This is a genomic window from Bradyrhizobium sp. BR 1432 (genome assembly GCF_051547705.1).
Classification (GTDB): Bacteria; Pseudomonadota; Alphaproteobacteria; order Rhizobiales; family Xanthobacteraceae; genus Bradyrhizobium; species Bradyrhizobium zhanjiangense.
The window spans coordinates 8,363,496-8,390,461 of record NZ_JBPUGF010000003.1; the positions used below are offsets into that span (position 1 = coordinate 8,363,496).

23 protein-coding genes and 4 pseudogenes are annotated in these 26,966 nt (G+C 64.4%); 10 read left to right on the forward strand and 17 right to left on the reverse strand.

Going from position 1 to position 26,966, the window contains the following annotated elements:
* Positions 1 to 262 precede the first annotated feature (262 nt).
* Positions 263 to 451, forward strand: a pseudogene (locus tag ACSKB8_RS40400) (sensor histidine kinase); the annotation flags it as partial.
* Positions 452 to 598: 147 nt separating this feature from the next.
* Here ACSKB8_RS40400 and ACSKB8_RS40405 read toward each other — a convergent pair.
* The 3 genes from ACSKB8_RS40405 to ACSKB8_RS40415 form a co-directional block, all read right to left on the reverse strand.
* The gene (locus ACSKB8_RS40405; protein WP_438110125.1) at positions 599 to 1,063 is read right to left on the reverse strand and encodes a DoxX family protein; all 465 of its coding nucleotides are present in this window, start codon (positions 1,061 to 1,063) and stop codon (positions 599 to 601) included.
* 67 nt (positions 1,064 to 1,130) lie between these two features.
* Positions 1,131 to 2,489 carry an MFS transporter gene (locus ACSKB8_RS40410; RefSeq protein ID WP_438110127.1) on the reverse strand — a complete coding sequence of 453 codons (1,359 nt, stop codon included), beginning with the start codon at positions 2,487 to 2,489 and terminating at the stop codon, positions 1,131 to 1,133.
* Entirely contained in the window at positions 2,458 to 3,525 is a 1,068-nt protein-coding gene (locus tag ACSKB8_RS40415; protein ID WP_438110129.1) for an amidohydrolase family protein, read from the reverse strand. Before ACSKB8_RS40415 ends, ACSKB8_RS40410 begins: the two co-directional genes overlap by 32 nt.
* A 159-nt stretch (positions 3,526 to 3,684) precedes the next feature.
* Between ACSKB8_RS40415 and ACSKB8_RS40420 the strand changes: the two genes are divergently transcribed.
* Together ACSKB8_RS40420 and ACSKB8_RS40425 are read left to right on the forward strand one after the other, a co-directional pair.
* Positions 3,685 to 4,239, forward strand: a complete 555-nt coding sequence (locus ACSKB8_RS40420) for a MarR family winged helix-turn-helix transcriptional regulator (protein ID WP_438110131.1) — start codon at positions 3,685 to 3,687, stop codon at positions 4,237 to 4,239.
* A gap of 20 nt (positions 4,240 to 4,259) precedes the next feature.
* Complete coding sequence (locus ACSKB8_RS40425; protein ID WP_438110133.1) at positions 4,260 to 5,474, forward strand: 3-hydroxybenzoate 6-monooxygenase; 1,215 nt, start codon at positions 4,260 to 4,262, stop codon at positions 5,472 to 5,474.
* Positions 5,475 to 5,499: 25 nt separating this feature from the next.
* Here the strand turns inward: ACSKB8_RS40425 and ACSKB8_RS40430 are convergent, their stop codons facing one another.
* Both ACSKB8_RS40430 and ACSKB8_RS40435 read right to left on the reverse strand, forming a co-directional pair.
* A complete protein-coding gene (locus tag ACSKB8_RS40430) occupies positions 5,500 to 6,231 on the reverse strand; it encodes a cytochrome c biogenesis CcdA family protein (RefSeq protein WP_091892757.1) in 732 nt (243 codons plus the stop codon).
* 203 nt (positions 6,232 to 6,434) lie between these two features.
* A complete protein-coding gene (locus ACSKB8_RS40435) occupies positions 6,435 to 6,671 on the reverse strand; it encodes a hypothetical protein (RefSeq protein ID WP_244551239.1) in 237 nt (78 codons plus the stop codon).
* A 511-nt stretch (positions 6,672 to 7,182) separates the two neighbouring features.
* Here ACSKB8_RS40435 and ACSKB8_RS40440 point away from each other — a divergent pair.
* From ACSKB8_RS40440 to ACSKB8_RS40455, 4 genes and pseudogenes are all read left to right on the forward strand, one after another.
* Complete coding sequence (locus tag ACSKB8_RS40440; protein WP_438110135.1) at positions 7,183 to 8,232, forward strand: LysR family transcriptional regulator; 1,050 nt, start codon at positions 7,183 to 7,185, stop codon at positions 8,230 to 8,232.
* A 26-nt stretch (positions 8,233 to 8,258) separates the two neighbouring features.
* On the forward strand, positions 8,259 to 8,630 hold the full coding sequence (locus ACSKB8_RS40445) for a helix-turn-helix domain-containing protein (protein WP_020608151.1): 372 nt from the start codon (positions 8,259 to 8,261) through the stop codon (positions 8,628 to 8,630).
* A 348-nt stretch (positions 8,631 to 8,978) separates the two neighbouring features.
* Positions 8,979 to 9,745 (forward strand): annotated as a pseudogene (locus tag ACSKB8_RS40450) (enoyl-CoA hydratase).
* Between the two features lie 105 nt (positions 9,746 to 9,850).
* Positions 9,851 to 10,138 carry a hypothetical protein gene (locus ACSKB8_RS40455; RefSeq protein WP_130213122.1) on the forward strand — a complete coding sequence of 96 codons (288 nt, stop codon included), beginning with the start codon at positions 9,851 to 9,853 and terminating at the stop codon, positions 10,136 to 10,138.
* Between the two features lie 34 nt (positions 10,139 to 10,172).
* Here ACSKB8_RS40455 and ACSKB8_RS40460 read toward each other — a convergent pair whose 3' ends face one another.
* The 9 genes and pseudogenes from ACSKB8_RS40460 to ACSKB8_RS40500 all read right to left on the reverse strand — a co-directional run bounded on the left by ACSKB8_RS40460 (position 10,173) and on the right by ACSKB8_RS40500 (position 19,917).
* On the reverse strand, positions 10,173 to 11,252 hold the full coding sequence (locus ACSKB8_RS40460; RefSeq protein ID WP_438110139.1) for an isocitrate/isopropylmalate dehydrogenase family protein: 1,080 nt from the start codon (positions 11,250 to 11,252) through the stop codon (positions 10,173 to 10,175).
* 131 nt (positions 11,253 to 11,383) lie between these two features.
* The gene (locus tag ACSKB8_RS40465; RefSeq protein WP_438110141.1) at positions 11,384 to 12,451 is read right to left on the reverse strand and encodes an alcohol dehydrogenase; all 1,068 of its coding nucleotides are present in this window, start codon (positions 12,449 to 12,451) and stop codon (positions 11,384 to 11,386) included.
* Between the two features lie 80 nt (positions 12,452 to 12,531).
* Positions 12,532 to 13,503, reverse strand: coding sequence for an ABC transporter ATP-binding protein (locus ACSKB8_RS40470; RefSeq protein WP_438110143.1), 972 nt, complete (start codon positions 13,501 to 13,503; stop codon positions 12,532 to 12,534).
* A complete protein-coding gene (locus tag ACSKB8_RS40475; protein WP_438110145.1) occupies positions 13,500 to 14,492 on the reverse strand; it encodes an ABC transporter ATP-binding protein in 993 nt (330 codons plus the stop codon). The genes ACSKB8_RS40470 and ACSKB8_RS40475 overlap by 4 nt, the downstream gene beginning before the upstream one ends.
* Positions 14,489 to 15,361, reverse strand: coding sequence for an ABC transporter permease (locus ACSKB8_RS40480; RefSeq protein WP_438110147.1), 873 nt, complete (start codon positions 15,359 to 15,361; stop codon positions 14,489 to 14,491). Before ACSKB8_RS40480 ends, ACSKB8_RS40475 begins: the two co-directional genes overlap by 4 nt.
* Positions 15,348 to 16,298 carry an ABC transporter permease gene (locus ACSKB8_RS40485; protein WP_438110149.1) on the reverse strand — a complete coding sequence of 317 codons (951 nt, stop codon included), beginning with the start codon at positions 16,296 to 16,298 and terminating at the stop codon, positions 15,348 to 15,350. Before ACSKB8_RS40485 ends, ACSKB8_RS40480 begins: the two co-directional genes overlap by 14 nt.
* A 7-nt stretch (positions 16,299 to 16,305) precedes the next feature.
* Positions 16,306 to 17,841 carry an ABC transporter substrate-binding protein gene (locus ACSKB8_RS40490; RefSeq protein WP_438110151.1) on the reverse strand — a complete coding sequence of 512 codons (1,536 nt, stop codon included), beginning with the start codon at positions 17,839 to 17,841 and terminating at the stop codon, positions 16,306 to 16,308.
* Between the two features lie 133 nt (positions 17,842 to 17,974).
* On the reverse strand, positions 17,975 to 19,120 hold the full coding sequence (locus ACSKB8_RS40495) for a CaiB/BaiF CoA transferase family protein (RefSeq protein WP_438110864.1): 1,146 nt from the start codon (positions 19,118 to 19,120) through the stop codon (positions 17,975 to 17,977).
* 61 nt (positions 19,121 to 19,181) lie between these two features.
* Positions 19,182 to 19,917: pseudogene (locus ACSKB8_RS40500) on the reverse strand (IS5 family transposase).
* Positions 19,918 to 20,202: 285 nt separating this feature from the next.
* Here ACSKB8_RS40500 and glgA point away from each other — a divergent pair.
* Positions 20,203 to 21,618 (forward strand): glycogen synthase GlgA, encoded by a 1,416-nt coding sequence (gene glgA / locus ACSKB8_RS40505; protein ID WP_438110153.1) that lies wholly within the window; start codon positions 20,203 to 20,205, stop codon positions 21,616 to 21,618.
* A gap of 170 nt (positions 21,619 to 21,788) precedes the next feature.
* Here glgA and ACSKB8_RS40510 read toward each other — a convergent pair whose 3' ends face one another.
* The 3 genes from ACSKB8_RS40510 to ACSKB8_RS40520 all read right to left on the reverse strand — a co-directional run bounded on the left by ACSKB8_RS40510 (position 21,789) and on the right by ACSKB8_RS40520 (position 24,874).
* Positions 21,789 to 22,739 carry an oxygenase MpaB family protein gene (locus tag ACSKB8_RS40510; RefSeq protein ID WP_438110154.1) on the reverse strand — a complete coding sequence of 317 codons (951 nt, stop codon included), beginning with the start codon at positions 22,737 to 22,739 and terminating at the stop codon, positions 21,789 to 21,791.
* Positions 22,740 to 22,830: 91 nt separating this feature from the next.
* Positions 22,831 to 23,979 (reverse strand): patatin-like phospholipase family protein, encoded by a 1,149-nt coding sequence (locus tag ACSKB8_RS40515; protein WP_091892815.1) that lies wholly within the window; start codon positions 23,977 to 23,979, stop codon positions 22,831 to 22,833.
* A 70-nt stretch (positions 23,980 to 24,049) separates the two neighbouring features.
* Positions 24,050 to 24,874, reverse strand: a complete 825-nt coding sequence (locus ACSKB8_RS40520; protein WP_438110156.1) for a 3-hydroxybutyrate dehydrogenase — start codon at positions 24,872 to 24,874, stop codon at positions 24,050 to 24,052.
* 193 nt (positions 24,875 to 25,067) lie between these two features.
* Here ACSKB8_RS40520 and ACSKB8_RS40525 point away from each other — a divergent pair, with 193 nt between their 5' ends.
* Positions 25,068 to 25,955 (forward strand): LysR family transcriptional regulator, encoded by an 888-nt coding sequence (locus tag ACSKB8_RS40525; RefSeq protein WP_091892731.1) that lies wholly within the window; start codon positions 25,068 to 25,070, stop codon positions 25,953 to 25,955.
* An 81-nt stretch (positions 25,956 to 26,036) separates the two neighbouring features.
* Positions 26,037 to 26,772, forward strand: a pseudogene (locus ACSKB8_RS40530) (IS5 family transposase).
* The last annotated feature ends 194 nt before the right edge of the window (positions 26,773 to 26,966 follow it).

Below are 26,966 nucleotides of genomic sequence, written 5' to 3' on the forward strand. Positions count from 1 at the left end.
GCCCGGATCGTCGGGCTCAGTCTGGCGGCTGTCTACGCCACGTGTCTGCTATTGACCGCGATCACGATGATCTGACCCGGCCCCCGACTGCATCGCAAAATCTTCTCCCCGCTCGCAGATGCGAAAATCGTGGCGCCGGGCAAGTGCTGCCCTTATGGTCTTGCCAAAACCATAATCCGGTGCCGCTGCGCCGGAATCGGGACGCCCGCGCTTGTCAAAGCTTACGCTGCCGGTCCGGCTCGCTCTCCTGGTCGCTGGAACGATGTTGCCGCTGATCATCTTCGCGGTCGGCATCGCTGTCTACAATTACAAGCAGGATCGAAGTGACGCGACCAGCCGCGTGCTGGAGAACGTGCGCAGTATGCGCCTTGTGCTGGACTCCGAAGTGCAGCGGATGACCGGCGGCCTGCAGGTTCTGGCGCTGACGAACTCGCTGCGCAACGGCGACTTCCTGCCGCGCGGCGTCGTCTGCACAGTGACGTGCGTACTGGACGAGACGCGTTGAACGGACGAAAAGGATATCGGCGATGAAGATCACTCATGTGGACCGCAAGGCGCTGGCGCGCTTCGCGGTCAGCTCATCGGCGTAGCTAAAGGATCACGAGAGCTCGGGAGCACCTTTGGAGCCGGGCTTGATGGCCGCTTGCACGGCATGGGCGCCCGGCCCGTAAGAGGCGATGAGCGCAAGGGCGCCCAGCAGGCCGAGATTCTTCAGGAAGTTGATGGTCTGCATCACGACCTGCGCTTCGGGCGCGGCCCAGAAATTGTGAAACATCAGCGTGGCGGCGATGGTGAACGGGATCAGGACCGCCGCCGCCGGGCGCGCAAACAGGCCTAGCAGCAGGGCCGTGCCGCCTCCGAGTTCGACTGCAATCGCGCCAGCGGCCAGCACCGCGCCGAATCCCTCGGCGCCGCCGGGAAGCCGGCCCGCGGTCGTGGCAAATGCCATCACCTTTCCGATGCCGCTGTAGAGAAATAGCGGCGCAATCGCGACGCGTGCGAACAGAAGTACCCAGGCGTCGAGCGGCCCTGCGGTCGCAGCGGAACGAGTGGATGTGGACATTTCGGATCTCCTTTGGTGAAGCTGGCCAGTCAAGGCGCGGCCGGTGATTGTCGATCGGCCCGCCTCATCACTCCGCGGGTGCGATATCGGCGCGCGGCAGACGATTTGCTGCGGCAGCACTGAGCGATCCGATCGCCAGCGCACCGACCATGGACGCGCCGCCGATCGCCCAGAACACGGCGTCGGGGCCTCCGGTCGCCTGCTGCAACAGACCGATGACATAGGGGCCGAGGATCGCTCCCACCCGGCCGATGCCCAATTCCATTCCGACGCCGCTGGCGCGGAAACAGGTCTCGTATGACCCGGCGGTGAAATTGTTGAGCACGTGCTGGGCGCCGATGATGCAGAAGCCCGCAACGGCGACGATGGCGAGATTGACGCCATGACCGCTGACGAAGACGAGCGCCAGCACGGCAATGCCGCCGGTCAGCCACCAGGTCGCGAGATAACGTGGCGTCAGCAAGAAATTGCGATCGGCCAGCATTGCGAGCGTGAGGCCGCCGATGAACGACATCGCCTGCATCAAGGCACCGAAGCCGAATGATGCCGCGAAGGTCTCGCCGCGCTTGAGCATGACCGTCGGAATCCACCCGGTGAGACCGAAGATCGCGAACAGGCTGAGAAACGCCGTGATCCAGATGGTCAGCGAAACGCGGCGATAGCGCGGGCTCAGCAACGCTCCAATCGTGCTCTGCGGCCGCGTACCGTCATCCGATGCGAACGTCGCATTCTGGTAGACGGCGGCCCGCTCGGGCCGCAGCCGTGCCAGCAGCGCACGCAACTCCGGGATCCGCGATCGGGTCGCCAGGAATTGCGGACTTTCCGGCAGGATGGCGTGTGCCACGAAAGTCAGCGGGATCGACAGCGCGCCAACGTAGTAGAGGATCTGCCAACCGTGCTGCGGCGTCAGGAATACGCCGACGAGACCGGCGCAGACGCCGCCGAGCGACCAGCCCAGCGTCACGCCCCACAGCGAAAACGTGTTGCTGACACGCTTGGGCGCGAGCTCGTTGATGAAGGTCGTGCCGAGCGGCAGCAGCACGCCGAGACCGAGCCCGGTGACGAAGCGAAGAGCGCAGTAGCTCCAGAAATCGTACGCCAGCACGGCGGTCAGCAATGTGAAGACGTTGACGACCCACAATCCTGCGAGCAGCGTGCCACGCCGGCCGAAACGGTCGGCTACGCTGCCGTGACCAATCGCGCCGAACAGAAAGCCGACGAGACCCGAGCTCACCAGAAACCCCGCTTGGCTTGGCTGGAGTCCCCAGGGCTGGACCACGTAGTGGATGACATAGGCGGGATTGAAGGTGTCATAGCCGTCGAACAGCGTGATGAGCGTGATCAGGATGCCGAGCAGCTTGTGGAACGGGCCGATCGGAGCGCCGGACAATTCCTCATGCACGTCGATTTCGGACGAGATGCTCACGGGTTTCCTCCATTGAGATTGCTGACACGTTCTGCTCTGCGGCAGATTGGGTCGTTGCTTTGCCGAGCCCGAACAGGGCACGCGCATTGTCGCGGCCGATCTTGATGCGATCGCCTTCGGAAATCGCCGCGCTATCGAACCAGTCGGCGGCATGATCGATGTTCTCGAACGGCCAGTCGGCCGAGAAGAGAATGCGGTCGGCACCGATCTCCAGGATTGCGTCGATCAGCGCCTGGGTGCGGAAGTTGCCCGACGTGGTGATGTAGAAATTCTCTCGGAAATAGTCGGCGATCTTGCGCCGCGCGGGATAGGCATTCTGGCTCCGCATCCACTTGTTGTGGTTGTCGACCCGCCACATCGAGTACGGCAGCCCCTCCCCCATGTGCCCGAGAATGATCTGGAGCCGCGGATGCGCGTCGAACAGTCCGGAGCCCATCAGGCGCAGGGCATGGACCGCAGTCTCCTGCCCAAACGCCCAGGTCGGTCCCAGCAGCCAGCGATGCCCTTCATAGATCGCCGAGTTCTTCGGCAGCGGATTGCGTGGGTGCAGATAGAAGGGAACGCCGAGGCGTTCGACTTCCGACCAGAACGGCCAGAACTCCTTGCGGTCATAGTAAATCGCATGATCGGTGCCGGCGAGCTCGCTGAAGCCGTTGACGAGCGCCCCGCGAAATCCAAGCGTGCCGACGCTGCGATCGAGCTCGCGCGCGGCCGCGTCGGGATCCTGCATCGGCAGCGCTGCAAGGCCCTGGAAGCGATCCGGCCGCTTGGCGACCTGCTCGGCGAGGAAGTCGTTGGCACGGCGCGACAGCTCCAGTGCACGGCTGCGGTCGGGAATGGCCTGGACGGCCGGCGCGTTCAGCGACAGCAGCATCATCTCGATTCCGTGACCGTCCATCTCCGCGAGGCGGCGGTCGTGAATGTCGAGCAGCCGCGCTTCCAGCTCGCGCCAGTCGTCGGTCGGCGCGAAGCCCGCGCTGTCCTGAACAGTCTCCCGAAGCGCGAAGTGCTCCTCGAGCGCGATCTTTTCCTGCATGGCGTCGTCCCTTCAACTCTGGCGTTGACAAAGCAAAGCACCGGGCGCAAATAGTTGTCAATGATAAAGTTGCAAATGCAAATGATTGAAACGCAAATATTGCACGTGCGAAGGTTGACCCTTATTCCGGGCGGAGTTCTCCCGCCAGGATCCAAGTCCATGTATCGATTTTCGAATTCGCTGCCCTATCTGCTCGCCCGGCTCGGCGTTCGCATGGGCGACCTTTTCGCGCGCGTGATCCGTCACGAGAAGTTGACGCTTCCGATGTACCGCGTGCTGGCCGCACTGTCAGAGCAGGGCCATCCGTTGCGCCTTGGAGAGATCGCCGAACTGACGTCGGCCGACGTGTCTACCCTGTCGCGCATCGTCGCGGAGATGAGCCGCGCCGGCCTCTTGACGCGCGACCGGCCTGAGAACGATCAGCGCAGCCTCCAGGTCGTCTTGACGCCCAAAGGTGCTGAGCTGGCAGGGCGGCTCATGCCGCTCGCCGCCTATTATGAAGAAGTCGCAACCGGCAGCATGTCCGCCAAGGAAGCGGCGGAGCTCAAGCGCGTGCTGGTCGAGCTCTACAAGAATATCGATCGGCTCGAGCAGGAAGTCGAAGCCGGATTGATCAAGGTGCCTCCGCCGGCGCGGCCGCAGGACGTTCTTGACGAGCAGCCGGAGGCACGCAGCAAGGCGAGGCAGCCGCGTACCAGGACATCGAGAAAATAGCAAACCACCGAGGAGAGGACATGCGACAGGATCCCATCATCATTGTCGGCGGCGGCATCGGCGGACTTGCGGCCGCGATCGCGCTGGCACGGAAGGGTTTTCAGGTCACCGTCCTGGAACGCGCGCCGCGCTATCAGGAGATCGGCGCCGGCATCCAGCTTGGTCCCAACGCATTCCACGCCTTCGACCGACTCGCACTCGGTGATGTCGCACGATCGATCGCCGTCTTCATCGACCAGCTCCGGCTAATGGACGCGATCTCGGCGGAAGAGATCACCAGCATCGATCTGACCAGCTATTTCCGGCAACGCTTTGGCAATCCCTATGCCGTGGTCCATCGCGGCGATCTTCACGGCATCTTCGTGCGCGCCTGCGAGGCGCACCCCCACGTCACGCTGCGGTCCGATTGCGATGTCGTCGGCTACGAGCAGAACGATGCTTCGGCAACGGCACTGCTCAAGTCTGGTGAGCGTGTCACCGGGTGCCTCGTGGTTGGCGCGGACGGACTTCGCTCCCGCATTCGCCAGCAGATGGTCGCCGACGGCGCGCCGCGGGTCGCGGGCCACACCACCTATCGTTCAGTCATCCCGACCGAGCAGATGCCGGAGGATCTGCGCTGGAACGCCGCGACATTGTGGGCCGGCGCCAAGTGCCATCTAGTGCATTATCCGCTCTCGGGCTGGAAGGTGTTCAATCTCGCAATCACCTGCCATAACGATCCCGTCGAGGCGTTTGCGGCAAGGCCCGTGACCCACGAGGAGGTGCTCGAAGGTTTTCAGGACGTGCACCCTCGCGCCAAGGCGATCATCCATCATGGAAGGGACTGGAAGGCGTGGGTGACCTGCGATCGCGATCCGACCGATCGCTGGATCGACCGGCGCGTCGTTCTCCTGGGCGATGCCGCGCATCCGATGCTGCAATATTTCGCGCAAGGGGCCTGCATGGCGCTGGAAGATGCCGTCTGTCTCGCGGACGAACTCGACGAGACGGAAGGCGATGTCGCCCACGCGCTGGACCAATACAGGAATGCCCGGATGCTGCGTACTGCGCGGGTCCAGCTTCAGGCCCGGGAACTCGGCGATCACGTCTATCATCCGGCCGGAGTCCACGCGCTGCTGCGCAATCAGCTGATACGCGAGACAAGCCTGGAGCGCTTCTGCGAGAATCTCGCCTGGCTTTATCAATCCCCGTTCCCGGAACGGCGCCGGCTGAGTGAAAGACCCGGGCGGTTCTGAGCCGGTGCAGCTCGCCGATTCCGCCCTACCCGATCGTCTGCAACGCCGGAAACGTCTCCAGCAGCCAGATGCTCACATTCGAGACCGCGCCGGTGAGGAAGCCGATGCCGGTGATCACCATCAACACGCCCATGGCGCGCTCGACGTTGACGAGCTGGCCCTTCATCCGCGCGAACAGCGCGGAGAACTGCTCGATCATCAGGGCGGCGATCAGGAAGGGAATGCCGAGGCCCGCGGAATAGACGGCGAGCAGGCCCGCGCCCTTGGTGACCGTCGCTTCCGCTGCGGCGATCGACAGGATCGCGGCGAGGATCGGGCCGATGCAGGGCGTCCAGCCGAACGCAAAGGCAAGCCCCATGATGTAGGCGCCCCAGAGCCCGACGGGCTTGGGGATCGGCAGCCGGCCCTCGCGCATCAACAGACCGATCCGGGTCAGTCCCAGGAAGTGCAGGCCCATGATGATGATGACGATGCCGGCGAGGATCGACAGCTCGGCCGACCAGGCGCGGATCAGGCCGCCGATCAGCGAGGCACTGGCGCCGAGCGCCACGAACACGGTGGAGAAGCCGAGCACGAACAAGAGCGCCGACATCAAGATCGCGCGCTTGGAGGCCGCGGCCGGCTCGTCGCTCTCGACATGCTCGATCGTGGCCCCTGTGAGGTAGATCAGATAGGGCGGAACCAAAGGCAGGACGCAGGGCGAGAGGAAGCTGACGAGGCCGGCAATCAGCGCCGCCGGGATCGAAACATTTTGCATGATGCAATCGGAGCCATCTCAGGCCCGACACGACGCGCGGGGAGCGCGCGGACCGGAGCCGAACCGGCTCTGGTGTAACCGATGGCTCGGAATGCGCAACAGAGGCGCGCGAAACCAGGGCTCCTCCCGATGCCGTCCGTGATCACAGATGCGGCATCGGGACGCGCACAAATCTCGCCAAAAAGCGAGACTCGGCGGCGCGGCTACTTCACCACGCGGAGCAGCGGACGCCGGGGCTGGTCCTGCGTCTGCTTGGAAGGGGACCGCGGTTCGCTCGCAGCGCTCCGCAGCATTTCGTCGCACAATGCCTTGAGATCGGCATCGTCAATTCCTTTGAGCTTCATCCTGACGTCGAGGATGACCATGGACAGCAGCTCGGCCGAGTCGCGGCTGTTGCTCGCATTGAGAACCCTGCGGCACTCCTCGAGCGTTTCCAGCACCGACTGCAACTGTTCGTCTGAATGCGACACAAGCGTTCTTTCCGTTAATTCGGCCTGCGAGAATTGTCTGTGACGACCCCTGCGGCCCCCGTGGAGCGCCAAAGATAGCACGAGGCCGCTGAGCCTCTGAACATGATTTCAGTGTGTTTCTGCGATGAAACCGCGGTTCCCGCCAACATCGTGCCACGACGCCACTGGCAATCGTCGGAGCGATTCGGGACAAGACGCTTCGTGCGCTGCGATTGCTCCATCCGGGACCACGGCAACCGCTGTTGCGCAGGAATGTCCACTGCGGACAGCGCCGACAATCCCGCAGCCATCTCGAGGCTTGCAACGGAACTCACGCGATACCCCTCAAACGGGCAACAGGCTGCCCGATCCCAGCCCTGGCAGCACTCAAATACCGCTCGCGCCGCAGTAAGGATGACGTTCAAAACTCATCACCCCCGCAACCCGCCGTGGTTGTAGTTTGCGCCAGATTCTGCCAGTTTAGCAAACCAAAGGGAATTGTATGCACTCCTTGGCGGAAAGGGGCGTTCCGTTGGAAGAACGCCCGAAGATAAATATCAGCGGCCTCTCCGATTGGGACGCGGCCCGCATATTCCTGGAAGTCGTCCGATGTGGAAGTTTCCGCTCGGCGGCCGAACGTCTGTCCCTGTCGATCAACGCCGTCCGTCGCCGGATCGATGATTTCGAGCGTCAGACCGGCACCACCCTGTTCACCCGCGACGTCCACGGCACTTATCTGACCGATGAAGGCGCGATCGTGGTCTCTGCCGTCGAGCGCATGGAGGCGGCGGCCTTCGACGTGATGCGGACCAGCGATTCGACGGTCAACGCCCTGTCCGGCGAAGTCCGCGTCGCCGTCACCGAGGGACTTGGGACGTTCTGGCTTGCCCCGCGGCTGGTCGAATTCCAGCAAGCCTATCCGAAGATCCTGGTCGACCTGCATTGCGCGATGCGCTCGGCCGATGTCTCCCGCCACGAGGCCGACGTCGCTATCCATCTGTCACGTCCCTCGGCGCTCGACGTCAAGCTGGTGCGGCTCGGCCGCATGCATCTGATGTTCTGGGCCTCGGAGAAATACATCGCAAAACATGGCGCGCCGCGCTCGGCAGCGGAATTGATCAAGCATCGCCTGGTGCTGCAATTCGCCGACCAGCTCGCCGCCAAGGAATCTTTCGAGAGCTTCTTCCCGGGCGTTTCGGAACGTGACCTTCTGGTCATGAAAACCAACGTCTCGAGCGCCAACTACTGGGCGGTCGCGAATGGCGCCGGAATCGGCGTATTCCCGAGCTACGCCATTGCGCTTGGCGGGAAGTTGATTCCACTGGAGGTCGAGCTGAACCGACCGCTGGATATCTGGCTGTCCTACCATCCCGGTAGCGGACGGATTCCGCGCGTGCGGCACATGATTGACTGGCTGATCGAGGCTTTCAATCCGGCTCGCTTCCCGTGGTTTAAGGAGGAGTTCGTGCATCCGCATGAATTCAAGGACTCGTATATGGGCGAACCCCTGACCCAGCTCTTCGGGGGATTTTCAACCGAAGAACAACGGTGAGAAGTATGAAAGCAGCGGCGAAGAGAATGAAGCAGCGCAGTGCCGGCAAGCCGGACATTGAGCTTGGCAAGCGGATTCGTTTGCGGCGGGTCGAGATGAAGATCTCGCAGGCCGAACTGGGCGAGAAGCTGGGCGTCAGCTTCCAGCAGGTGCAGAAATACGAGAAGGGCGTCAATCGCGTCGGCGCGGCCAGGCTTCAGCAGATCGCCTCCGCCCTCGATGTGCCTGTGACCTTCTTCTATGACGGCGACAACAAGGCGCGCGAAGTGGAGAGCCTGCTCTTCCTCGACAGCGCCTTCAGCCTCCGTCTGCTGCGCGCCTACAGCAAGATCAAGGACCAGACGGTGCAGCGTCAGCTCGTCTCGCTGATGGAATCGATTGCAGCGAACGAAAGCTGAGATCGATCGACGGTCCGGCCTTTGCGGCCGACGTTCAATCCGCCGCGTCGCGGGGGCGCGGCCGGATTGGACGAGACCGGACGAGAAGATATGTCTGCGCCGGCGCGCTTGCGCGCGGTCTTTCTCGGGGCGGTCTAGTCGCCCCTTTTCTTGGCGGTCTGCTGCCATGCGCCGAACTTCGCGCGCGCCATGCAATCGCAGCACAGGCGGATGCAAGCTCGCCTACCCCGGCCCCGGTTGACCGCGGTGGCGCCCGCGCCGCACATTGCCTCGCCAACGATCAGCGAGCGCGCGATGTCCGATATGTCCAGCACGACCGAAACGGCTTACGCCGACGGCAATATCCTCATGCACGCGGCCGGCGGCGTCGGCGTGATCACCTTCAACAATCCCGACAAGCGCAACGCGATGTCGCTGGAGATGTGGGAGGGATTTGGCGAGGCACTGATCAGCCTGCGCGACGACGAGACGGTGCGGGTCGTAATCCTGCGCGGCGCCGGCGGCAAGGCGTTCGTCTCGGGCGCCGACATCAGCCAGTTCGCGAAGGTCAGGCACAATGCAGCGGCGTCCGAGGAGTACGCCAAGCGCAGCGCCGCCCAGCGCGCGCTGCTCGCCGACTATCCCAAGCCGACCATCGCCTGCATCCAGGGTTTTTGCCTCGGCGGCGGCATGCAAGTCGCGATGCTTGCCGACATCCGCATCGCTTCGCACGACAGCCAGTTCGGCATTCCCGCCGCCAGGCTCGGCATCGCCTATGGCTATGACGGCTTGCGTCATCTGGTGTCGCTGGTCGGCCCGTCCTGGGCGCGCCTGTTGATGTACACGGGCATGCGCATCGATTCCTCTGAGGCGCTGCGCATTGGCCTCGTTGAGCGCGTGATCCCCGACGATCAACTCTGGGCGAGACCATGGGAATCGCGCAAACCATTTCCGAAAACGCGCCGCTCGCCATCAAGGCCGCCAAGATCACCATCGCGCAGGTTCTGAAGGACGAGAGCCAGCGCGACATGGACACGATCAAGGCGATCGGCAACGCCTGCATGGACTCTCAGGATTTCCGCGAGGGCCGGCAGGCCTTCATGGAAAAGCGCAGACCCAAGTTCCAGGGGCGCTGAAACTGAACCTTCGTTCAGGAAGATTAAATTTCCCGCGCGCACGCACCGCGATAGCAACCAGTTGATCTGTCGAAAGTTCTCTCGCCACCAACGAGGGAGATTGCGATGAAACTCAAATTTGCTGTTCTCGGTCTGGCTGCCTTGGGCGGTGCGGCGCTCGCCTCGGGTCCCGCTCTCGCGGCAATGCCGAACGGCATCCCGCAGGCGGACAAGATTGCAGGCGGTCCCGCCGCCGATGTCGATCAGGTGCGCTGGGTCTGTAACCCCTGGGGCCGCTGCTGGTGGCGTCCGAACTACTACGGCGCCTACGGCTATTATGGCGGCCCGCGACGCTTCTACGGCCCGCGTCCGTGGGGCTGGGGTCACCGCTACCACCACTGGCGCCGCTGGTGAACGACAGGGGGCCTGCGGGCCCCTTTTTCCTTGACTACAGCGCCGCGAGCACCGCTTTCGTGATGTCCGCCGTGCCGTTGTTGCCGCCGAACTCCATCGGCTTGATGCCGCCGGCGTAGACCTTGTCTACCGCACGCTCGATCGTCTCGCCGGCCTCCGTCGCGCTCTCGACGCCATGCTTGTCGGCGAGCCAGTCCAGCATCAGCGCCGCCGACAGGATCATGCCGGTGGGATTGGCCTTGCCCTGCCCCATGATGTCGGGCGCGGTGCCGTGGCACGGCTGAAACACCGCATACTTGTCGCCAATGTCGGCCGACGGCGCCATGCCGAGGCCGCCGATCAGGCTCGCGGTGATGTCGGAGACGATATCGCCGAACATGTTCTCCATCACCATCACGTCGAAATCCCAGGGCCGCTTCACCAGCATCGCCGAGCAGGCATCGACATAGAGCCAGTTGGTCTTCACCTCCGGATGCTTTTTGGCGATCTCGTCGAAGATGCCGCGGAAGAAGGCGAAGGCCTTGAACACGTTCGCCTTGTCGACGCAGGTGAGCGCACCGGGCTTGCCGCGCGCCTTGCGCCGCTCGGCAAGGCGAAACGAGAACTCGAACAGGCGCTCGGACGTGTTGCGCGTGATCACCATGGTCTCGCGCGCATCCTCATGGGTGACGACGCCCTTGCCCATCGAGGCGAACAGGCCTTCGGTGGACTCCCTGATCACGACAAGATCGATGCCGCGCCGGTCGGCGCCGACGATCGGGCTCGGCACGCCCGGAATGAGCCGCGCCGGACGCACGCCGGCATAGAGATCGAAGATGAAGCGCAGTTCGATCTGCGGCGCGATCTCGGTGTTGTCGGGGTAGCGCACCGAAGGCAGGCCGCAGGCACCTAACAGGATCGCATCCGCCTCCTCGCATAGCTTGATCGTGGTATCAGGCATCGACTTGCCGGTGGCGAGATAATTGTTGGCGCCGGCCGGGGCCTCGGTGAAGCGGAAGCGCAAATCCGATTTCTGTTCGATCTTGCGCAGCACCTCGATCGCCGGCGCCATGACTTCGGGACCGATGCCGTCACCGGCGAGCACGGCAATGTGGAAGGCGTTATTTGCGGACATAAGAGCCTCAAGGAAGGAGTTAGCCAAGTCGTCATTGCGAGCGAAGCGAAGCAATCCAGGATCTTTCCGCTGAGGCGGTCTGGATTGCTTCGCCGCTTTGCTTCTCGCAATGACGGAGGAGAGAGCGTTCGTTACGGCGTCAGCACGGTGCGTCCGACCACCGCGCCCTGCTGCAACTGCAGCAGCGCGTCGTTGGCCCTGGCGAGCGGTACCGTCGTCACCGGGATCGGCGGCACCTTCTTCGCTCGCACCAGATCGAGCAATTCCTGCGTCTCACGCAAATTGCCGACATAGCTGCCCTGGATCGTCACGGCCTTGATCGGAATCAGCGGCAGCGCCCAGGTCGCACCGCCGCCAAACAGGCCGACGATGACGAGCTTGCCGCCCTTGGTCAGGCAGTCGAAACCGAGCTGCGTCGTCGCGGCATTGCCGACGAGGTCGATCACGGCGCGGATCGGCCCGCCCGCCTTCTTCGCGAGCTGCTCCAGCGCATCCGGCGCCTTGGGATCGACCGTCGCGAGTGCGCCGGCCTTATCCGCCGCTTCGCGCTTCTTCGCATCGATATCGACCATGATCGCGCCCTTGCCGCCCATCGCTTTCAGCAGCGACAGCGCCATCAGGCCGAGGCCGCCCGCGCCGAACATCACGATCGGCGTGTCGAAATGCTGCTCGACCTTTTTCAGCGCGCTGTAGGTGGTGACGCCCGAGCAGGCGTAAGGCGCGGTCGTCGCGGGATCGAGCCCTCTCAGATTGAGCAGATAGCGCGGATGCGGCACCAGCATGTGGTCGGCATAACCGCCGTCGCAATAGACGCCGAGCGAGCGCGGCGTCAGGCACATGTTCTCGTCGCCGCCAAGACATGTGGCGCATTTGCCGCAGCCGATCCAGGGATAGACCAGGCCGACATCGCCGAGCTTGAGGTCGCCCTGGTCGGTCGGCTTCACGTCGGGACCGAAGGCGAGGACTTCGCCGACCGTCTCGTGGCCCATGGTCAGCGGCAAATTGATGCCGCGGTCCTTCAGCGACAGCGGCTTGCGGCCGTGACCGAGATCGTAGCCGCCTTCCCAGATGTGGAGGTCGCTGTGGCAGACGCCAGCCGCCTTCACCTTGATCAGAACCTGGGTGCCCGAGGGCTGCGGCGTGGCCTCGTCGACCTCCTGCAGCGGCGCCTTGAAATCGGCGACCTTGAAGCTCTTCATCGACATCCTCCCGGCATGTTCTTGTTGTCGCGCCAGCATGCCACGACCGGCGAGGCGAGACAAACCCCGACCGTCTTAGTTTAGGCCAGCGGATAATGGCAAGCCGCGAACTGGCCGGGCGCGATTTCACGCAACTCCGGTATCTCCGCGCTGCATCGCTGATCGGCCCGCGGACAGCGGGTGCGGAAGCGGCAGCCGGACGGCGGCGCAATCGGCGATGGCGGCTCGCCGGTCGCTACACTCTCTACGGGACGCACATCCGGATCGGGCACCGGGATCGCCTGCAACAGTAACCCGGTATAGGGATGCGCCGGCTTTGCGAACAATTGCTCCGACGGCCCGACCTCGCAGAGCCGGCCGAGATACATCACCGCGACGCGGTCGCTGACCGCTTTGACCACCGCGAGATCATGCGCGATGAACAGCAGCGTCAGGCCGAAGCGCGCCTTCATCTCCTCGAGCAGATTGAGAATCTGCGCGCGGATGGAGACGTCGAGCGCCGACACCGGCTCGTCGCAGACGATGAACTCAGGATTGAGCACCAGCGAACGCGCGATGCAGATGCGCTGGCACTGCCCGCCGGAGAATTCATGTGGCAGACGACCCGCCACGATATCAGGGTCGAGCCCGACCGCGGAAAGCACCTCGTGAACCCGCCGCTTGCGCTCGGCGGCGTCCTTGACGCCGGCGATGATCAGCGGCTCGGCGACGATATCGCCGATGCGCCGGCGCGGATTGAGCGAGGCGATCGGATCCTGGAAGATCAGCTGCACGCGGCGGCGCATCTTGCGCAGCGCCTCGCCCTCCATCGCTGTCAAATCCTCGCCGTCGAACATCACCCGCCCGGATTTGGCGCGGCGCAACTGCAGGACCGCGCGCCCCAGCGTCGACTTGCCGCAGCCGGATTCGCCGACCAGCCCCAGCGTCTCGCCGCGTGCGACCTGAAGGCTGACACCGGAGACGGCATGCACTGTCTTGTTGCCGAGACCATATTCGACGACGAGATTGTCGACATTCAGCAGCGGCTCGGGGCGCACGGCAAGCTGCATCATGCGCCGATCCCCTCGGCCATCTGGATCGGATGGAAGCAGGCATAGAGATGCCTCGGCACCTCCGCGCTCTTCAGCTCGGGCTTGGCCTCGTGACAGCGCCCCGCGGCATAGCGGCAGCGCGGCGCAAAGGAGCAGCCACGCAGCGGCCGCGTCGGATCGGGCGGGCGGCCGGAGATCGCAGGCAGCGGCGTATGCGGCGCGGTCTCAAGCTTCGGGATCGCCGCCAGCAGCGCCTCGGTGTAAGGCATGTGCATGCGCTTGAACAGCGCCGGCGTCGGCGCGCGCTCGACCACCCTGCCCGCATACATCACGGCGACCTCGTCGGCGCGGCCGGCGACGACGCCGAGATCATGGGTGATGATGATCATCGCCATGTGGCGGCGCCGCTGCTCGCGCGCCAGGAGATCGAGAATCTGCGCCTGGATGGTGACGTCGAGCGCCGTCGTCGGCTCGTCCGCGATCAGCAGTTTCGGCTCGCAGGACAGCGCGATCGCGATCGCGATGCGCTGGCGCATGCCGCCGGAGCATTGATGCGGGTATTGTGCGAGCCGCTGCTCTGGTGCCGGAATGCCAACGGCCGCCAGCAGCCCGATGCTGCGCTTCCTGGCCGCCGGGGCATCCAGCTCGAGATGCTCCTGGATCGTCTCCGTCAATTGGGTGCCGATGGTGAGCACGGGATTGAGCGAGGTCATGGGATCCTGGAACACGACCGCGAGATCGCGCCCGCGCAGGCGCCGCAGCCGTCCCGCATCGAGCCGCACCAGATCCTCGCCGTCGAACATCACCCGGCCCGTCAGCTTCGCCTTCTTCGGCAGGAGCTGAAGCACTGCGCGCGACAGCATGGTCTTGCCGCAGCCGGATTCGCCGACGATGCCGAGTGTGCGGCCGGCCGCCAGCGACAGGTCGACGTGATCCACCGCGCGCAAATTGCCGCGCGGTGTCGGCAGCTCGACCGCAACGTCTTCGATGGTCAAGAGCGGCGCGCTCACAATGCCCCCTGACGCGGGTCGGTCAGCGCCCGCAAGGTATCGCCGACCAGGTTGAAGGCCAGCACGGTCAGGAACAGCGCCGCCGCCGGCAGGAAGGCGAGCCGCGGCGCGACGTCGAGGCTCTCACGTCCCTCGCCGATCATACTGCCCCAGCTCGCCATCGGCGGCGGCACGCCGAGACCGAGAAAGGACAGCGCCCCCTCGACCACGATGGTGACGGCGACGCCGAGCAGGAAGAAGGCGAGCAGCGGCAGGATCACGTTCGGCAGCAGTTCGCGCAAGATGATGCGCGCATGGCTGGCGCCGAGCGCCTCGGCGGCAATCACGAATTCCCGCCGCGCCAGCGTCAGCGTCGCCGCACGCGCCACCCGCATGAAGGCGGGAATGCCGAGCACGCCGAGGATCAAGGTCAGATTGGGGACGGATTGGCCGAGATAGGCAGTCACGGCGAGCGCGAAGATCAGCGGCGGAAAGGCCAGCAGCACGTCCATGCTGCCGACCACCAGGGTCTCGAACCGGCCGCGGAAATAGCCGGCGAGCAGGCCGAGTGCGCCACCGAAAACGAGGCTGATCATCGGCGCGATCAGCCCGACCGTCAGCGACACCCGCGCGCCGAAAATCAGGCGGGCGAGTTCGTCGCGGCCGAGCCCGTCGGTGCCGAGCCAGTGCTCTCCAGAGAATGCCGCGCGGCGTTCCAGCATGTCCATGTCGGTCGGGTTCTGCAGCGGCAACACCGGCGCCAGGATTGCGAGCGCGAGAATGATGGCAAGCCAGCCGCTTGCGAGCCAGAACAGCAGGCCGAGCTTGCGCCTGCCGCGAACGGGCGCGACCGCCGCCTCATCCTGAATCGAGAGCTCAAGCGTGGCCATGGCGGATCCTGGGGTCGAGCACGGCATAGAGCATGTCGACGATGAAGTTGACGAGCACGAAGCCGCAGGCGACCAGCAGCACCACGCCCTGCAGGATGACGAGGTCGCGGGTGTAGATCGCGCCGACCAGCAGCCGGCCGATCCCGGGCAGTGCAAAGATCGATTCCACGATCAGCGTGCCGCCGAGCAGGCGGCCGATATTGATCCCGGTCACCGTCACCAGGGTCAGCGACGAGGGCTTGAGCGCATGCACGAACAGGATGCGCGCCGGCTTGAGGCCCTTGGCCTTGGCGAGCGCGATATAATCCTCCTGCAAGGTGGCGATCATGTCGGAGCGCAGCACCCGCATGATGCCCGGCCATTCCGCCAGCGCCAATGTCAGCGCCGGCAGCACGAAGAAGCGCAGATTGGCCAGCGGCGCCTCGGTGAACGGCACATAGCCGGTCGCGGGCAGCCAGTGCAGCTCGACCGCGAACAGATAGATCAGGAGGATCGCGGTCAGGAAGGACGGCATCGACAGCATGGCGAAAGCGCTGCCGGTCATGAAGCGGTCGAAGGCGCCGCCGGCGCGCGCGGCGCAGGCGATCGCAAGCGGCACGCCGATCACGAGCCCGATGAACTCGGCCATCAGCATCAGCTGGAGCGAGACCGGAATGCGCTCGGCCACCGCCTGGAGCACCGTCTGCCCGGTGCGGAAGGAGCGGCCGAGATCGCCCTGCAGGACATGGCCGAGCCAGCTCAGGTAACGCCACCACAGCGGATGGTCGAGCCCCATGTCACGGCGCAGCGCTGCGACATTATCCGGCGTTGCCTGGTCGCCGAGGATGACCAAGGCGAGATCGCCCGGCAGCAGCGAGGCAATCAGGAAGGTCAGCAGCGAAACGGCCAGCAGGACCGGCAGGATGGCAAGGAGCCGCCGAACGACGAAGTTCAGCATCGCGCTTTCATTCCAGCCAGGTGTTCGAGACGTCGATCACACCGTTGTAGATTTTCGGAAAGCCCTTCAGCTTGGCGCTCGACAGCGCGTAATAGGTGTTCTGGAAGGTCCAGAACCAGATCGCCTGCTTGTTGATCAGGCGGCTGATCGCGCAATAATCCTCGGTCCGTTGGCCGAGGTCGGCCGTGACGCGGGCATGGTCGAGCAGCCGGTCGAGCTCCGGATCGGCGTAGTTGGACAGCGCGAGCGGGCTGCCGCTGCGGAAGTTCGCATACATCTGTGGATCGGGATCGGCGAGATCGACGATACGCCACGGCGTCAACTGGAACTGGCGGGTGAAGGCGCGCGACGGGATGGTGGCCTGATCGACCTGCTCGATCTCCATGTTGCCGCCGACGCGCTTCCAGAACTGCTGGAGCACCTGGCCGATCATGCGGCCACGCGGCGTCGCGGTCACCAGCATCTTAAACTCGACCGGCTTGCCGTAATCCTTGATCAGCGCCTTGGCCTTGTCGATGTCGAACGGCCGCGCGCCGTCGTCCTTGCACTTGACCCAGGAGCCGTCGCCGTACGGATTGGTCGCGGGCCGGCTCAGGCCGTTGCTGATCGCCTGCGACATTTTTGGACGGTCGATCGCCATCACCAGCGCCTGCCGCACGCGAACGTCGTCGAACGGCGCGACCTTGGTGTTGAAGGCGTAGACCTGCGCGCCCGAGCCCTTGTAGGTGTGCACGGTGAGCTTGGAGTCCTTCTGCGCCCTCATGATGTTGTCGGCGTCGTTCTCGTCGTCCCAGATGATATCGGCCTCGCCCGATTGCAGCGAGGCAAAGCGCGACTGCGCGTCGGGCAGCGGCTTTAAGATGATGCGGTCGAGATGGGGACGGCCCTTGTCCCAGTAGTCCGGGTTCTTCTCCAGCACCATGCGGTCGCCCGCAGTCCAGGATTTCAGAATGTAGGGGCCGGTGCCGACGGGATTGCGATTATAGTCGTCGCCCTTGGTCTTCCAGGCCGTCGGCGAATGAATGGCGTTGTTGGAGCTCTGGATGGTGATCACCGCCGGCAGGTTCACGGAGGGATCGGTGAGATTGTAGACGATGGTGTATTCGTCCGGCGCCAGCACCTCCTTGACGTTGGTGATGTAGAAGGCGCAGCGGCACTTGTTGGCGGGATCCTTCTGCCGGTCAAAGTTTTCCTTGAAAGCCTGCGCGTTGAACGGCGTGCCGTCGTGGAATTTCACGCCCTCGCGCAGCTTGAATGTCCAGCTCATGTAGTCGTCGGAATGGGTCCAGGACACTGCGAGTTTTGGCGCCGCCTCGCCTTTCTCGTCGAGCGTCGTCAGCGTGTCGAAGATCGCAGCGGCGGCGGTGAAGGTGGAGGTGTCGTAGACGCCGACCTTGAGCGGATCGAAACCTACAATCTCCAGCTCCTGACCGACGGTGATGCTGCCGCCCGATTTCTGCGCCTGCGCCGGCGCTGCCAGTGCAAATGCCGCAACAAGGAAAATCGGCACGCACTTGCGTGCCACGGCAGCCGCATTCGTCATGGTTCCTCCCGGGGTCCCTCGTCCGATGTTTCGGATCGTTGAATGACTCGGGGAGCGAGATTGGCGACAAATGTCCGCCACGGCAAGAGGAACGCACGAGGGTTCGAGCGCCGCATACCGCGGCGCGATGCGTTCAGCGCGTCGCGGCCGTTTTGCCTGACGGAATTGGCGCCTCGTCCGCAAGACCGATCTCATCGCGTAGCGCATCCGTGTGTTCGCCGAGCACGGCCATCGTCTTGGCCGGCGTGGTGTCGGCGCCCGACATTCGGAACGGCAGATTGAGGACCTGGAATGAACCGCCTCCGTCCCGCACCTCGGACAGCGCCTGCCGGTGCGCGAGCTGCGGATCGGCCAGCGCTTCTGACACGGTGCGATAGGCCGAGGCCGGGACGCCGGCTCCGCCGAGCGCGGCAAGGCATGCATCGGTCGAGAGCTGCCGTGACCAGGCTTCGACCCCGTCCATCATGTCGGCCCAGTTCTCGCGACGCGCGGCGTAAGTCGAGAAGCGCGGATCGGAGATCCATGCGGGGCGCCCGATCACCCCCATCAAACCCTGAAACGTCTTCTCGCTGGCGATTGTGATCATGACATAGCCGTTTTCCGTCTCGGTCGGCCCGAACATCGGGCGCGGCGGCGGCTTCACGGCGAATTGCGAGCTCTGCAACTCGGTCAGCGTCAGCGACAGCATGGTTTCGAGCATGGAGACGTCGATGTGCTGGCCAAGGCCTGTCACGGTGCGCTGATAGAGCGCGGACGCGATCGCGCCGAAGCCGTAGGTGCCGGTGACGACGTCGGCATGATAGATGCCGCAATAGTCGGGGCGGTGACGGCCGGGCTGATAGGCGAGATGCGCCATGTCGTAGCCCGAGGCCGCATGGATCACCGGGGCATAGGCCGGCAGCTCGGCCGAGGGGCCGGTCTGGCCGTAGCCCGAGATCGAGCAGTAGATCAGCTTTTGGTTGACCTGACGCATGCTGTCGTAGTCGAGCCGCAGCCGGTGCATCACCCCCGGGCGGAAGTTCTCGACCAGGATGTCTGATGTCGCGGCCAGCCGGCGCACCGCCTCCAGGCCGTCCTCGGATTTGAGGTCGAGCACCACGCTCTTCTTGCCGACATTGAGCTGGCCGAACGTGGTGCTGCACCCCTTGCGCAGCGGCGGCCGGGTCCGCATCGTCTCGCCGCCGTCGGTCTCGATCTTGATCACCTCGGCGCCCATGTCGGCGAGCATGCGCGTGCAGTGGGGACCGGCAATCGTGGTCGAAAAATCCAGGACCCGCAGGCCGGCGAAGGCCTTTGTCGTCGTCCCCTCATGCTTATCTGCTAAGGCCTGTTTACAGTCGCTAGTTTGCGAGGAAAGCCGCGACGAGATTGAGGAGGCCGGCAAAGCAGGCGTCTGTCTTTTCGTAGCGAGTTGCGATGCGGCGGAATGCCTTGAGCTGGCAGAAGAAGTTCTCGACCAGGTGGCGCCATTTGTACATTTCGGCGTCGTGCGGGATGCGCCCGGCGCGGTCGGCCTTGGACGGGATGACCGCTGCGGCGCCGCGTTGGTTCAGATTGGCGCGCAGCCAGTTATTATCGAAGGCCTTGTCGCCGATCAGCGCTTCAAAATCGAGGCCAGTGATCAAAGGCTCGACGCCAATGCTGTCGTGACGCTGGCCGGGCAGCAGGACGAAGCGAATGAGATTGCCGAGTGCGTCGACCAGAGCCATGATTTTGGTAGTCAGGCCACCACGCGAGCGGCCTATGGCCTGATTTTGAGTCCCCCTTTGCCCCGGTGCCATGTTGGTGGACCCGGACGAGTGTGCCGTCGATCAGGACATATTCGAAATCGGGATCGTCACAGAGAGCTTTGAAGACCCGCTCCCAGACCCCCTTCTGCGCCCAGCGCCAGAAGCGCGTATACACTGTGAACCACTTGCCGAACGCTTCCGGCAGATCTCGCCACGGCGAGCCCGTGCGCGCAATCCAAAGAACTGCTTCGATAAAGAGCCGGTTGTTACGCCCGGTGCCGCCGGGATCACCGGCTTTGCCAGACAATTCCGGCGCAATCCGCTCCCACTGCGCATCGCTCAACATCAATCGAATCAAGGCTGATCTCCAATTTTCAGCCTTGAATCAATTTTCTACTGATTTGGGAATCCTGTCTGTAAACAGGCCTTAGCTGCATGCCTGCCCACGTCCTTGGGTGTCTTAGGAACTTATCGAAGTTCTCTGTTGTTGATGCGGCGACCCTAGAGGGCGGCGGCTGAGTAGGAAAGTGTTTACCGAACCGACGCGCCGCATGGGCGGGCTTGGGAATTCCGGAACAACTGGACCCGTTCTTGCATAGCAGCGAACGGGATCGGCAGAGGGCGGCTGTTCTTGAGGGTCTTGTTCGTCACGACAGAGATGGACGACTTCGTCCGCGTCGGCGGACTTGGAGCCGTTTCTGCCGCCCTTCCCCGCGCCCTTCGCTCCTTTGCCGATATCCGGATCATGCTGCCCGGCTATCGCGACATCATCGAACAACTCACGCACATTCAAATCGTTGGCCGCTGTCCGGCATTCGCGGAGATGCCAGCCTGCTCGCTCGGGCGGGCCGCGACCAAGGACGGCCTGCCGGTCTACGTGCTGTTGTGCTCACAGCTCTATGACCGGCCCGGCAATCCCTATGGCGACGAATCCGGGCGCGATTGGCCGGACAACGACATCCGCTTCGCACGCCTTGCCTCGGCCGCCGCTGAGCTGGCCATGGGCACGCTGGACAAGAATTGGGCAGCAGACCTGATCCATGCCAATGACTGGCAGGCCTCGCTCGTGCCGGCCTATCTCGCCTGGCGCGGCGCCAAGCTGCCGTCGATCCTGACCATCCACAACCTCGCCTATCAGGGCCTCTTCCCAAAGGAATCGCTGCGGCGGATCGGCGCGCCGGAGAGCTCGTTCCATATCGACGGCGTCGAATTCTACGACCAGGTCTCCTTCCTCAAGGCCGGGCTGGTGTATGCCTCGCACCTCACCACGGTCAGCGGCACCTATGCGCGCGAGATCACGACAACCGAATTCGGCTGCGGCCTCGAAGGCCTGCTTCGCGTCCGCTCCGACGCGGCCGAGCTCACCGGCATCCTCAACGGGATCGACGAGAGCTGGGATCCACGCTCCTGCGCACAGCTCGCCCAGCAATTCGGCGCCGGCGACTGGGTCGGCAAGAAAGCGAATGCGGACTACGTGCGCAAGCAGTTCGGGCTTGCGGTGTCACGCGGGCCGATGTTCGGCATCGTTGCCCGCCTCGTGCACCAGAAGGGCATCGACCTCGTGCTGTCGGCCGCCGACGAGATCGTCGATGCCGGCGGCCAGATCGTGATCACCGGTTCCGGCGAGCCGGCGCTCGAGCAGGCCGTGATCGATGCGCATCGCCGCCGCCCCGATGCCATCGGGGTCGTGATCGGCTTCAACGACGCCCAGGCGCGCCGCATTTTCGCCGGCAGCGATTTCACCCTGATGCCCTCGCGCTTCGAACCGTGCGGGCTCAGCCAGATGTACGCCCAGCGCTTCGGCTCGCTGCCGATCGGACACCAGACCGGCGGCCTTGCCGAGACCATCACCGACGGCGAGACCGGCTTCCTGTTCGCAAGACCCTCGCGCGAATCCTTCATCGGCGGCGTCCGCCGCGCGTTCGAGGCGTTCATGGCGCAGGACCAGCTCGATACCATGCGCCGCAGTGCGATGGGACGATCATTCTCCTGGAGCATCTCTGCCGGCTGCTACAGCGCGCTGTACCGGAAGCTGGCGTCGGTGTGAGCCTGAGGCGTTTCCTCACATCCGTCATTGCGAGCCAACGGGTCCGCGCGAAGCGCGGCCCGATGACAGGCTCCGCGAAGCAATCCAGACTATCTACGCGGAGGCAGTCTGGATTGCTTCGTCGCAAGGGCTCCTCGCAATGACGGAAGCTGTGGCAGCAGCGGAGGACTTCACCCCTTCCCGCGCACGTCCATCTGCGGCCGCCCGATCCAGGCGCGGTTGAGGCACCGGATCATCCAGTCGGGCTGCGGCTCGCCCCGCAGGCGCGCCTGCGCCTCCTGATAGGGGCCGACATAGCGCAGCCGGTCAGGCAGTTTCGGATAGACGCGCCTGATCCAGGTCAGCGCATTGTCGGCAGCTCTGATGTCGCGCGCGTCAAGCACAAGGCCGAACCCGGCGCGCAGTCGCTCCGGCAGCATCCGCGCCGCGAGCGCGCGGTACCATCGCGGTGGCCGCAACCAGGGGCGGGCGCCGCTGAAAATCTGCTCGGCGATCTCGCGCGCCGCCGGGCTGACGGTCAGCGTATCCGACTGCGCCATCGCCGCATTGTAGGCTGCGAAGCCCGACCAGTCCGCCGGCAAATCATCCCCCGTCAGTCCGAACAGGGCGCCGTACAGCCGGGCCTCGCTCCAATAGCGCTCGCGCTCCTCCGCCGAGAGCGGCGGCAGCACCAGATCATGCACCATCAGCGCGGTCTCGACCAGCGTCGCATGGACCCAGCGCAGCGAGGGAATGTCGTTGGCGCAGTAGCGCGAGCCGGCCGCGAACGGACCGACGGTCTCAGGCATCTCGCCAATGATCATGCTGTGGCGCCGGTACAGTTGCCGGGACGACAGCAGCGCTCGGTCCAGCGAGCCGAACACCATGGTAAAGACGATGTCGAACGTGCGATGGAAGCGGCCGATCGGGTCGGCAAGGGTACTCGAATGCTCGGCGATCGCCGCCGCCACCCATGGGTGCGCCAGTTGCAGCAACAGCGCACGGCCGGCGCCGAGGAAGATCACGGCCTCCCGGTCGATCCGCCAGGTCAGCGAGGACGGACCGAACACGCCGGCGACCGGTCCCGCCGCGTTCGCACGCAGCGTTTCGAGCGATGCCTCCAGATCTTTCTCACCGACCAATTGCAAGCCTCGCGACGAAGACACGGCGACAATACCCCGGACCGCGCCCCTGCGAAATCATCATCACGTAAAACAATGACGAACAAGGCCCTCACTCCGCCGCAATCGGCAGCACGTCCATATGCTCGTGCAGCACCACGCCGGCGAGCGGATCGAATTCACCGATCCACGGCTTTCGCGCAAGCACGGATCTCGTGTGGGCATAGCCTGCATCCCAGCGCTGCATGATGCCTGACGGACTGAAATCGATATCCTTGGTGTGACTCTCGCGGTCCAGCTGCGGGGCGAGCAGGCGCACGACGTGCATGCGCGTCGGGCAGCCATGGCTCGTGAGCTCACGCACCGCCGGATCGCTGCGCTCGCGCTCGGGCAGTCGCGCGGCGAGCTGGTTGATGACGTGGCGCAGGCGATGGGCCTGCTGCTGGCGCGCGATCTGGCTGGCGATCCGGCTGGAATATTGCACGTCCTTGTGACGGTTCAGCACCTCCGCCATCGTGGTCGGCTCGGCTCCGACCGGATTCCACAGATGCACCGCGAAGATCAGCGAGTCCTTGCGCGGATTGTCGTCGAACACCGCCTCTGTCGGCGTGTTGGACAGGATGCCGCCGTCCCAATAGAGCTCACCGTCGATGCGCACCGCCGGGAAAGCCGGCGGCAGCGCGCCCGAGGCCATGACGTGCTTCACCGTGAGATCACCGTCGCGGCTGTCGAAATAACGCATCTGGCTGGTGCGGACATGAGCCGCGCCGACCGTCAGGCGCGGCGAGCAGCGGTTGACGAGGCTGAAATCAACGAGTTCGAGCAGCGTCTTCTCCAGCGGCGCAGTCGAATAGAAGCCGGCGTGGTCGGCGCCGAGCGGAAAGGAATCCCCCGCATGCGCCAGCGGATTGGGCCGGAAGAAGCCGGGAATGCCGTTGGTGACCGTCGACCAATAGGTCAGCTTCTCGTTGAACCCGGGGAACGCGGTGCGCAAATTCCAGATCGGATTCTGCTCCATCCGTTTCCAGAACTCCCTCAGACGCGCGAGTCGCTGCCGAGGCGCGTTGCCCGCAATGAGGCTCGCATTGATGGCGCCGATCGAGGTGCCGATGATCCAGTCAGGTTCGATGCCGGCCTCGTGCAGCGCCTGGTACACGCCGGCCTGATAGGACCCGAGTGCGCCGCCGCCCTGAAGCACCAGGACGACCTGGCCCGGCAGGTCCGTACCATTGTTCTGCGCGTTGTCCTGCATGCCGTTCATGTCTCGCTCCTCATGCGCTTGCGCCGATCGAATGTTCGCAGTCCGCCGCAGCTTGTTGCGCCGACCCATGTCAATGCGCGGTCCAGCCGCCATCGACCGGAAGTGCAATGCCGGTGATGGAAGCGGCCGCTTCCGTCGCCAGGAAGACCGTGAGCGCACCAAGCTCCTCGACCGTGGCAAAACGCTTGTTCGGCTGCTGCGCGAGCAGCACGTCGCGGATCACCTGATCGCGGGAGACGCCGTGCGCCTTGGCCTGTCCGTCGATCTGCGCCTCGACCAGCGGTGTGTAGACGTAGCCCGGGCAGACGGCATTACACGTGATGTCCTCCTCCGCGGTCTCGAGCGCCGTCACCTTGGTGAGACCGACGATCCCATGCTTGGCGGCGACATAGGCCGCCTTGAACGGCGAGCCGACCAGACCATGCGCAGAGGCGATGTTGATGATCCGGCCAAAACCGTTCCGGCGCATCGCCGGTAGCGCGAGCCGCGTGGTGTGGAAGGCCGACGTCAGATTGATCGCGAGGATCTGGTCCCATTTCTCGACTGGAAACTGGTCGAGCGGCGCGACATGCTGGATGCCGGCATTGTTGACGAGGATGTCGAGCCGGCCGGATTGGGCGATGGTGGCCGCGATCATCTCGGCGATCGATTTGGGCCTCGTCATGTCTGCGGCCGAGTAGCTCGCCTTGATGCCGAACTCGGCGGCGATGTGCTCGCGCGTCCGGCCAATCTCGCTCGCGACACCGAGGCCATTGAGCACGATGTCGGCACCCGCGGCGGCCAGCGCCCGTGCGATGCCGAGCCCAATGCCGCTGGTCGAGCCCGTGACCAGCGCAACCTTTCCGGCCAGCGCGCGCGCAGGTTGAGACGTCTGTGGCTTCAGCGATATGTTCATGCGAGATCCTCCATTGGCGATCGCTGGGCTTGGCCCCGGCGCCCGCTTTCGCAGGACCATGAGGCGGCGCCGGCCCGAATGGAAATGCCGCCTGGCTTCCGAAACCATACGCGCCCGCTATTGCGGCCGGGATGTCATTCCCTGCCCCGATCGGCTAGAGTTTTGCTGCCCGATCCTGCTGGGGAGCCGATCCATGGAAATGCATCAGGTCCGCTATTTCCTCGCGGTGGCGCAGCTGTTGAACTTCACGCGTGCCGCCGAGGAGTGCAACGTGACGCAGCCGTCGTTGACGCGCGCGATCAAGCAGCTCGAGGCCGAGCTCGGCGGCGACCTGTTTCGTCGCGAGCGGCCCGCTGCGCAGCTGACCGAGCTCGGCCAGCGCATGCATCCGCTCTTGAAGCAGTGCTATGACGCCGCCGTCGGCGCGCGTTCCCTCGCCTCCTCCTTCAAGAGCGGCGAGATCGGCGCGCTCCGCATTGCGCTGACACATTCGATCGATCTGTCGCTGCTCATTCCCCATCTCAACCAGATCAGGCGGCAGTTCAATCGGCTCGAATTCCGCTTCCTGCGCGGGACGAGCCGCGAGGTCGGCGAATTCCTGAAGAAGGGCGAGGCCGAGCTCGGGATTGCCGCCGAGATCGACGAGGCCTGGGAGCGGCTCGACGTCTGGCCCCTCTTCACGGAAACTTTTGAGCTCGTCGTCGGCGATGGCCATCGGCTGGCCGGCCGCAGCTCGGTCGAACTGGAGGACTTGCGATCGGAGCAGCTTCTGAGCCGGACGTTCTGCGAGCATTCCGGCCGGATCTCTGCGAGCCTACGCGAACACGGCATCGACATCGAACATGGCCACGAAGTCTCGAACGAGCGCGATCTGATCGAGCTGGTCGAAGCCGACATGGGCATCGCCATGCTGCCGCACACCTCGCCCGTGCCGGAACGGCTGACACGCGCCGCCGTGACGGGGCTGGACGCCCGCCGTACTGTCAGCCTTTACGGGGTGGCCGGCCGGCAGCGCACGGCAGTGGGCAATGCCGTGATGCGCATGCTGCGCGGCGCGGACTGGCGAGAGCTGGCGGGCTAAGGCCTGTTTACAGACAGGATTCCCAAATCAGTAGAAAATTGATTCAAGGCTGAAAATTGGAGATCAGCCTTGATTCGATTGATGTTGAGCGATGCGCAGTGGGAGCGGATTGCGCCGGAATTGTCTGGCAAAGCCGGTGATCCCGGCGGCACCGGGCGTAACAACCGGCTCTTTATCGAAGCAGTTCTTTGGATTGCGCGCACGGGCTCGCCGTGGCGAGATCTGCCGGAAGCGTTCGGCAAGTGGTTCACAGTGTATACGCGCTTCTGGCGCTGGGCGCAGAAGGGGGTCTGGGAGCGGGTCTTCAAAGCTCTCTGTGACGATCCCGATTTCGAATATGTCCTGATCGACGGCACACTCGTCCGGGTCCACCAACATGGCACCGGGGCAAAAGGGGACTCAAAATCAGGCCATAGGCCGCTCGCGTGGTGGCCTGACTACCAAAATCATGGCTCTGGTCGACGCACTCGGCAATCTCATTCGCTTCACCCTGCTGCCCGGCCAGCGTCACGACAGCATTGGCGTCGAGCCTTTGATCACTGGCCTCGATTTTGAAGCGCTGATCGGCGACAAGGCCTTCGATAATAACTGGCTGCGCGCCAATCTGAACCAACGCGGCGCCGCAGCGGTCATCCCGTCCAAGGCCGACCGCGCCGGGCGCATCCCGCACGACGCCGAAATGTACAAATGGCGCCACCTGGTCGAGAACTTCTTCTGCCAGCTCAAGGCATTCCGCCGCATCGCAACTCGCTACGAAAAGACAGACGCCTGCTTTGCCGGCCTCCTCAATCTCGTCGCGGCTTTCCTCGCAAACTAGCGACTGTAAACAGGCCTTAGTGCGGACGCTCTTTCTTCCCCTCTCCCCTTGCGGGAGAGGGTGGCTCGCCGCGACAGCGGCGAGACGGGTGAGGGGTTGTCTCAGCGCGCTAGTCTTTTGCATCGAGGGCGCAGAGAGAACCCCTCATCCGGCGCTTCGCGCCACCTTCTCCCACAAGGGGAGAAGGGAAGAAA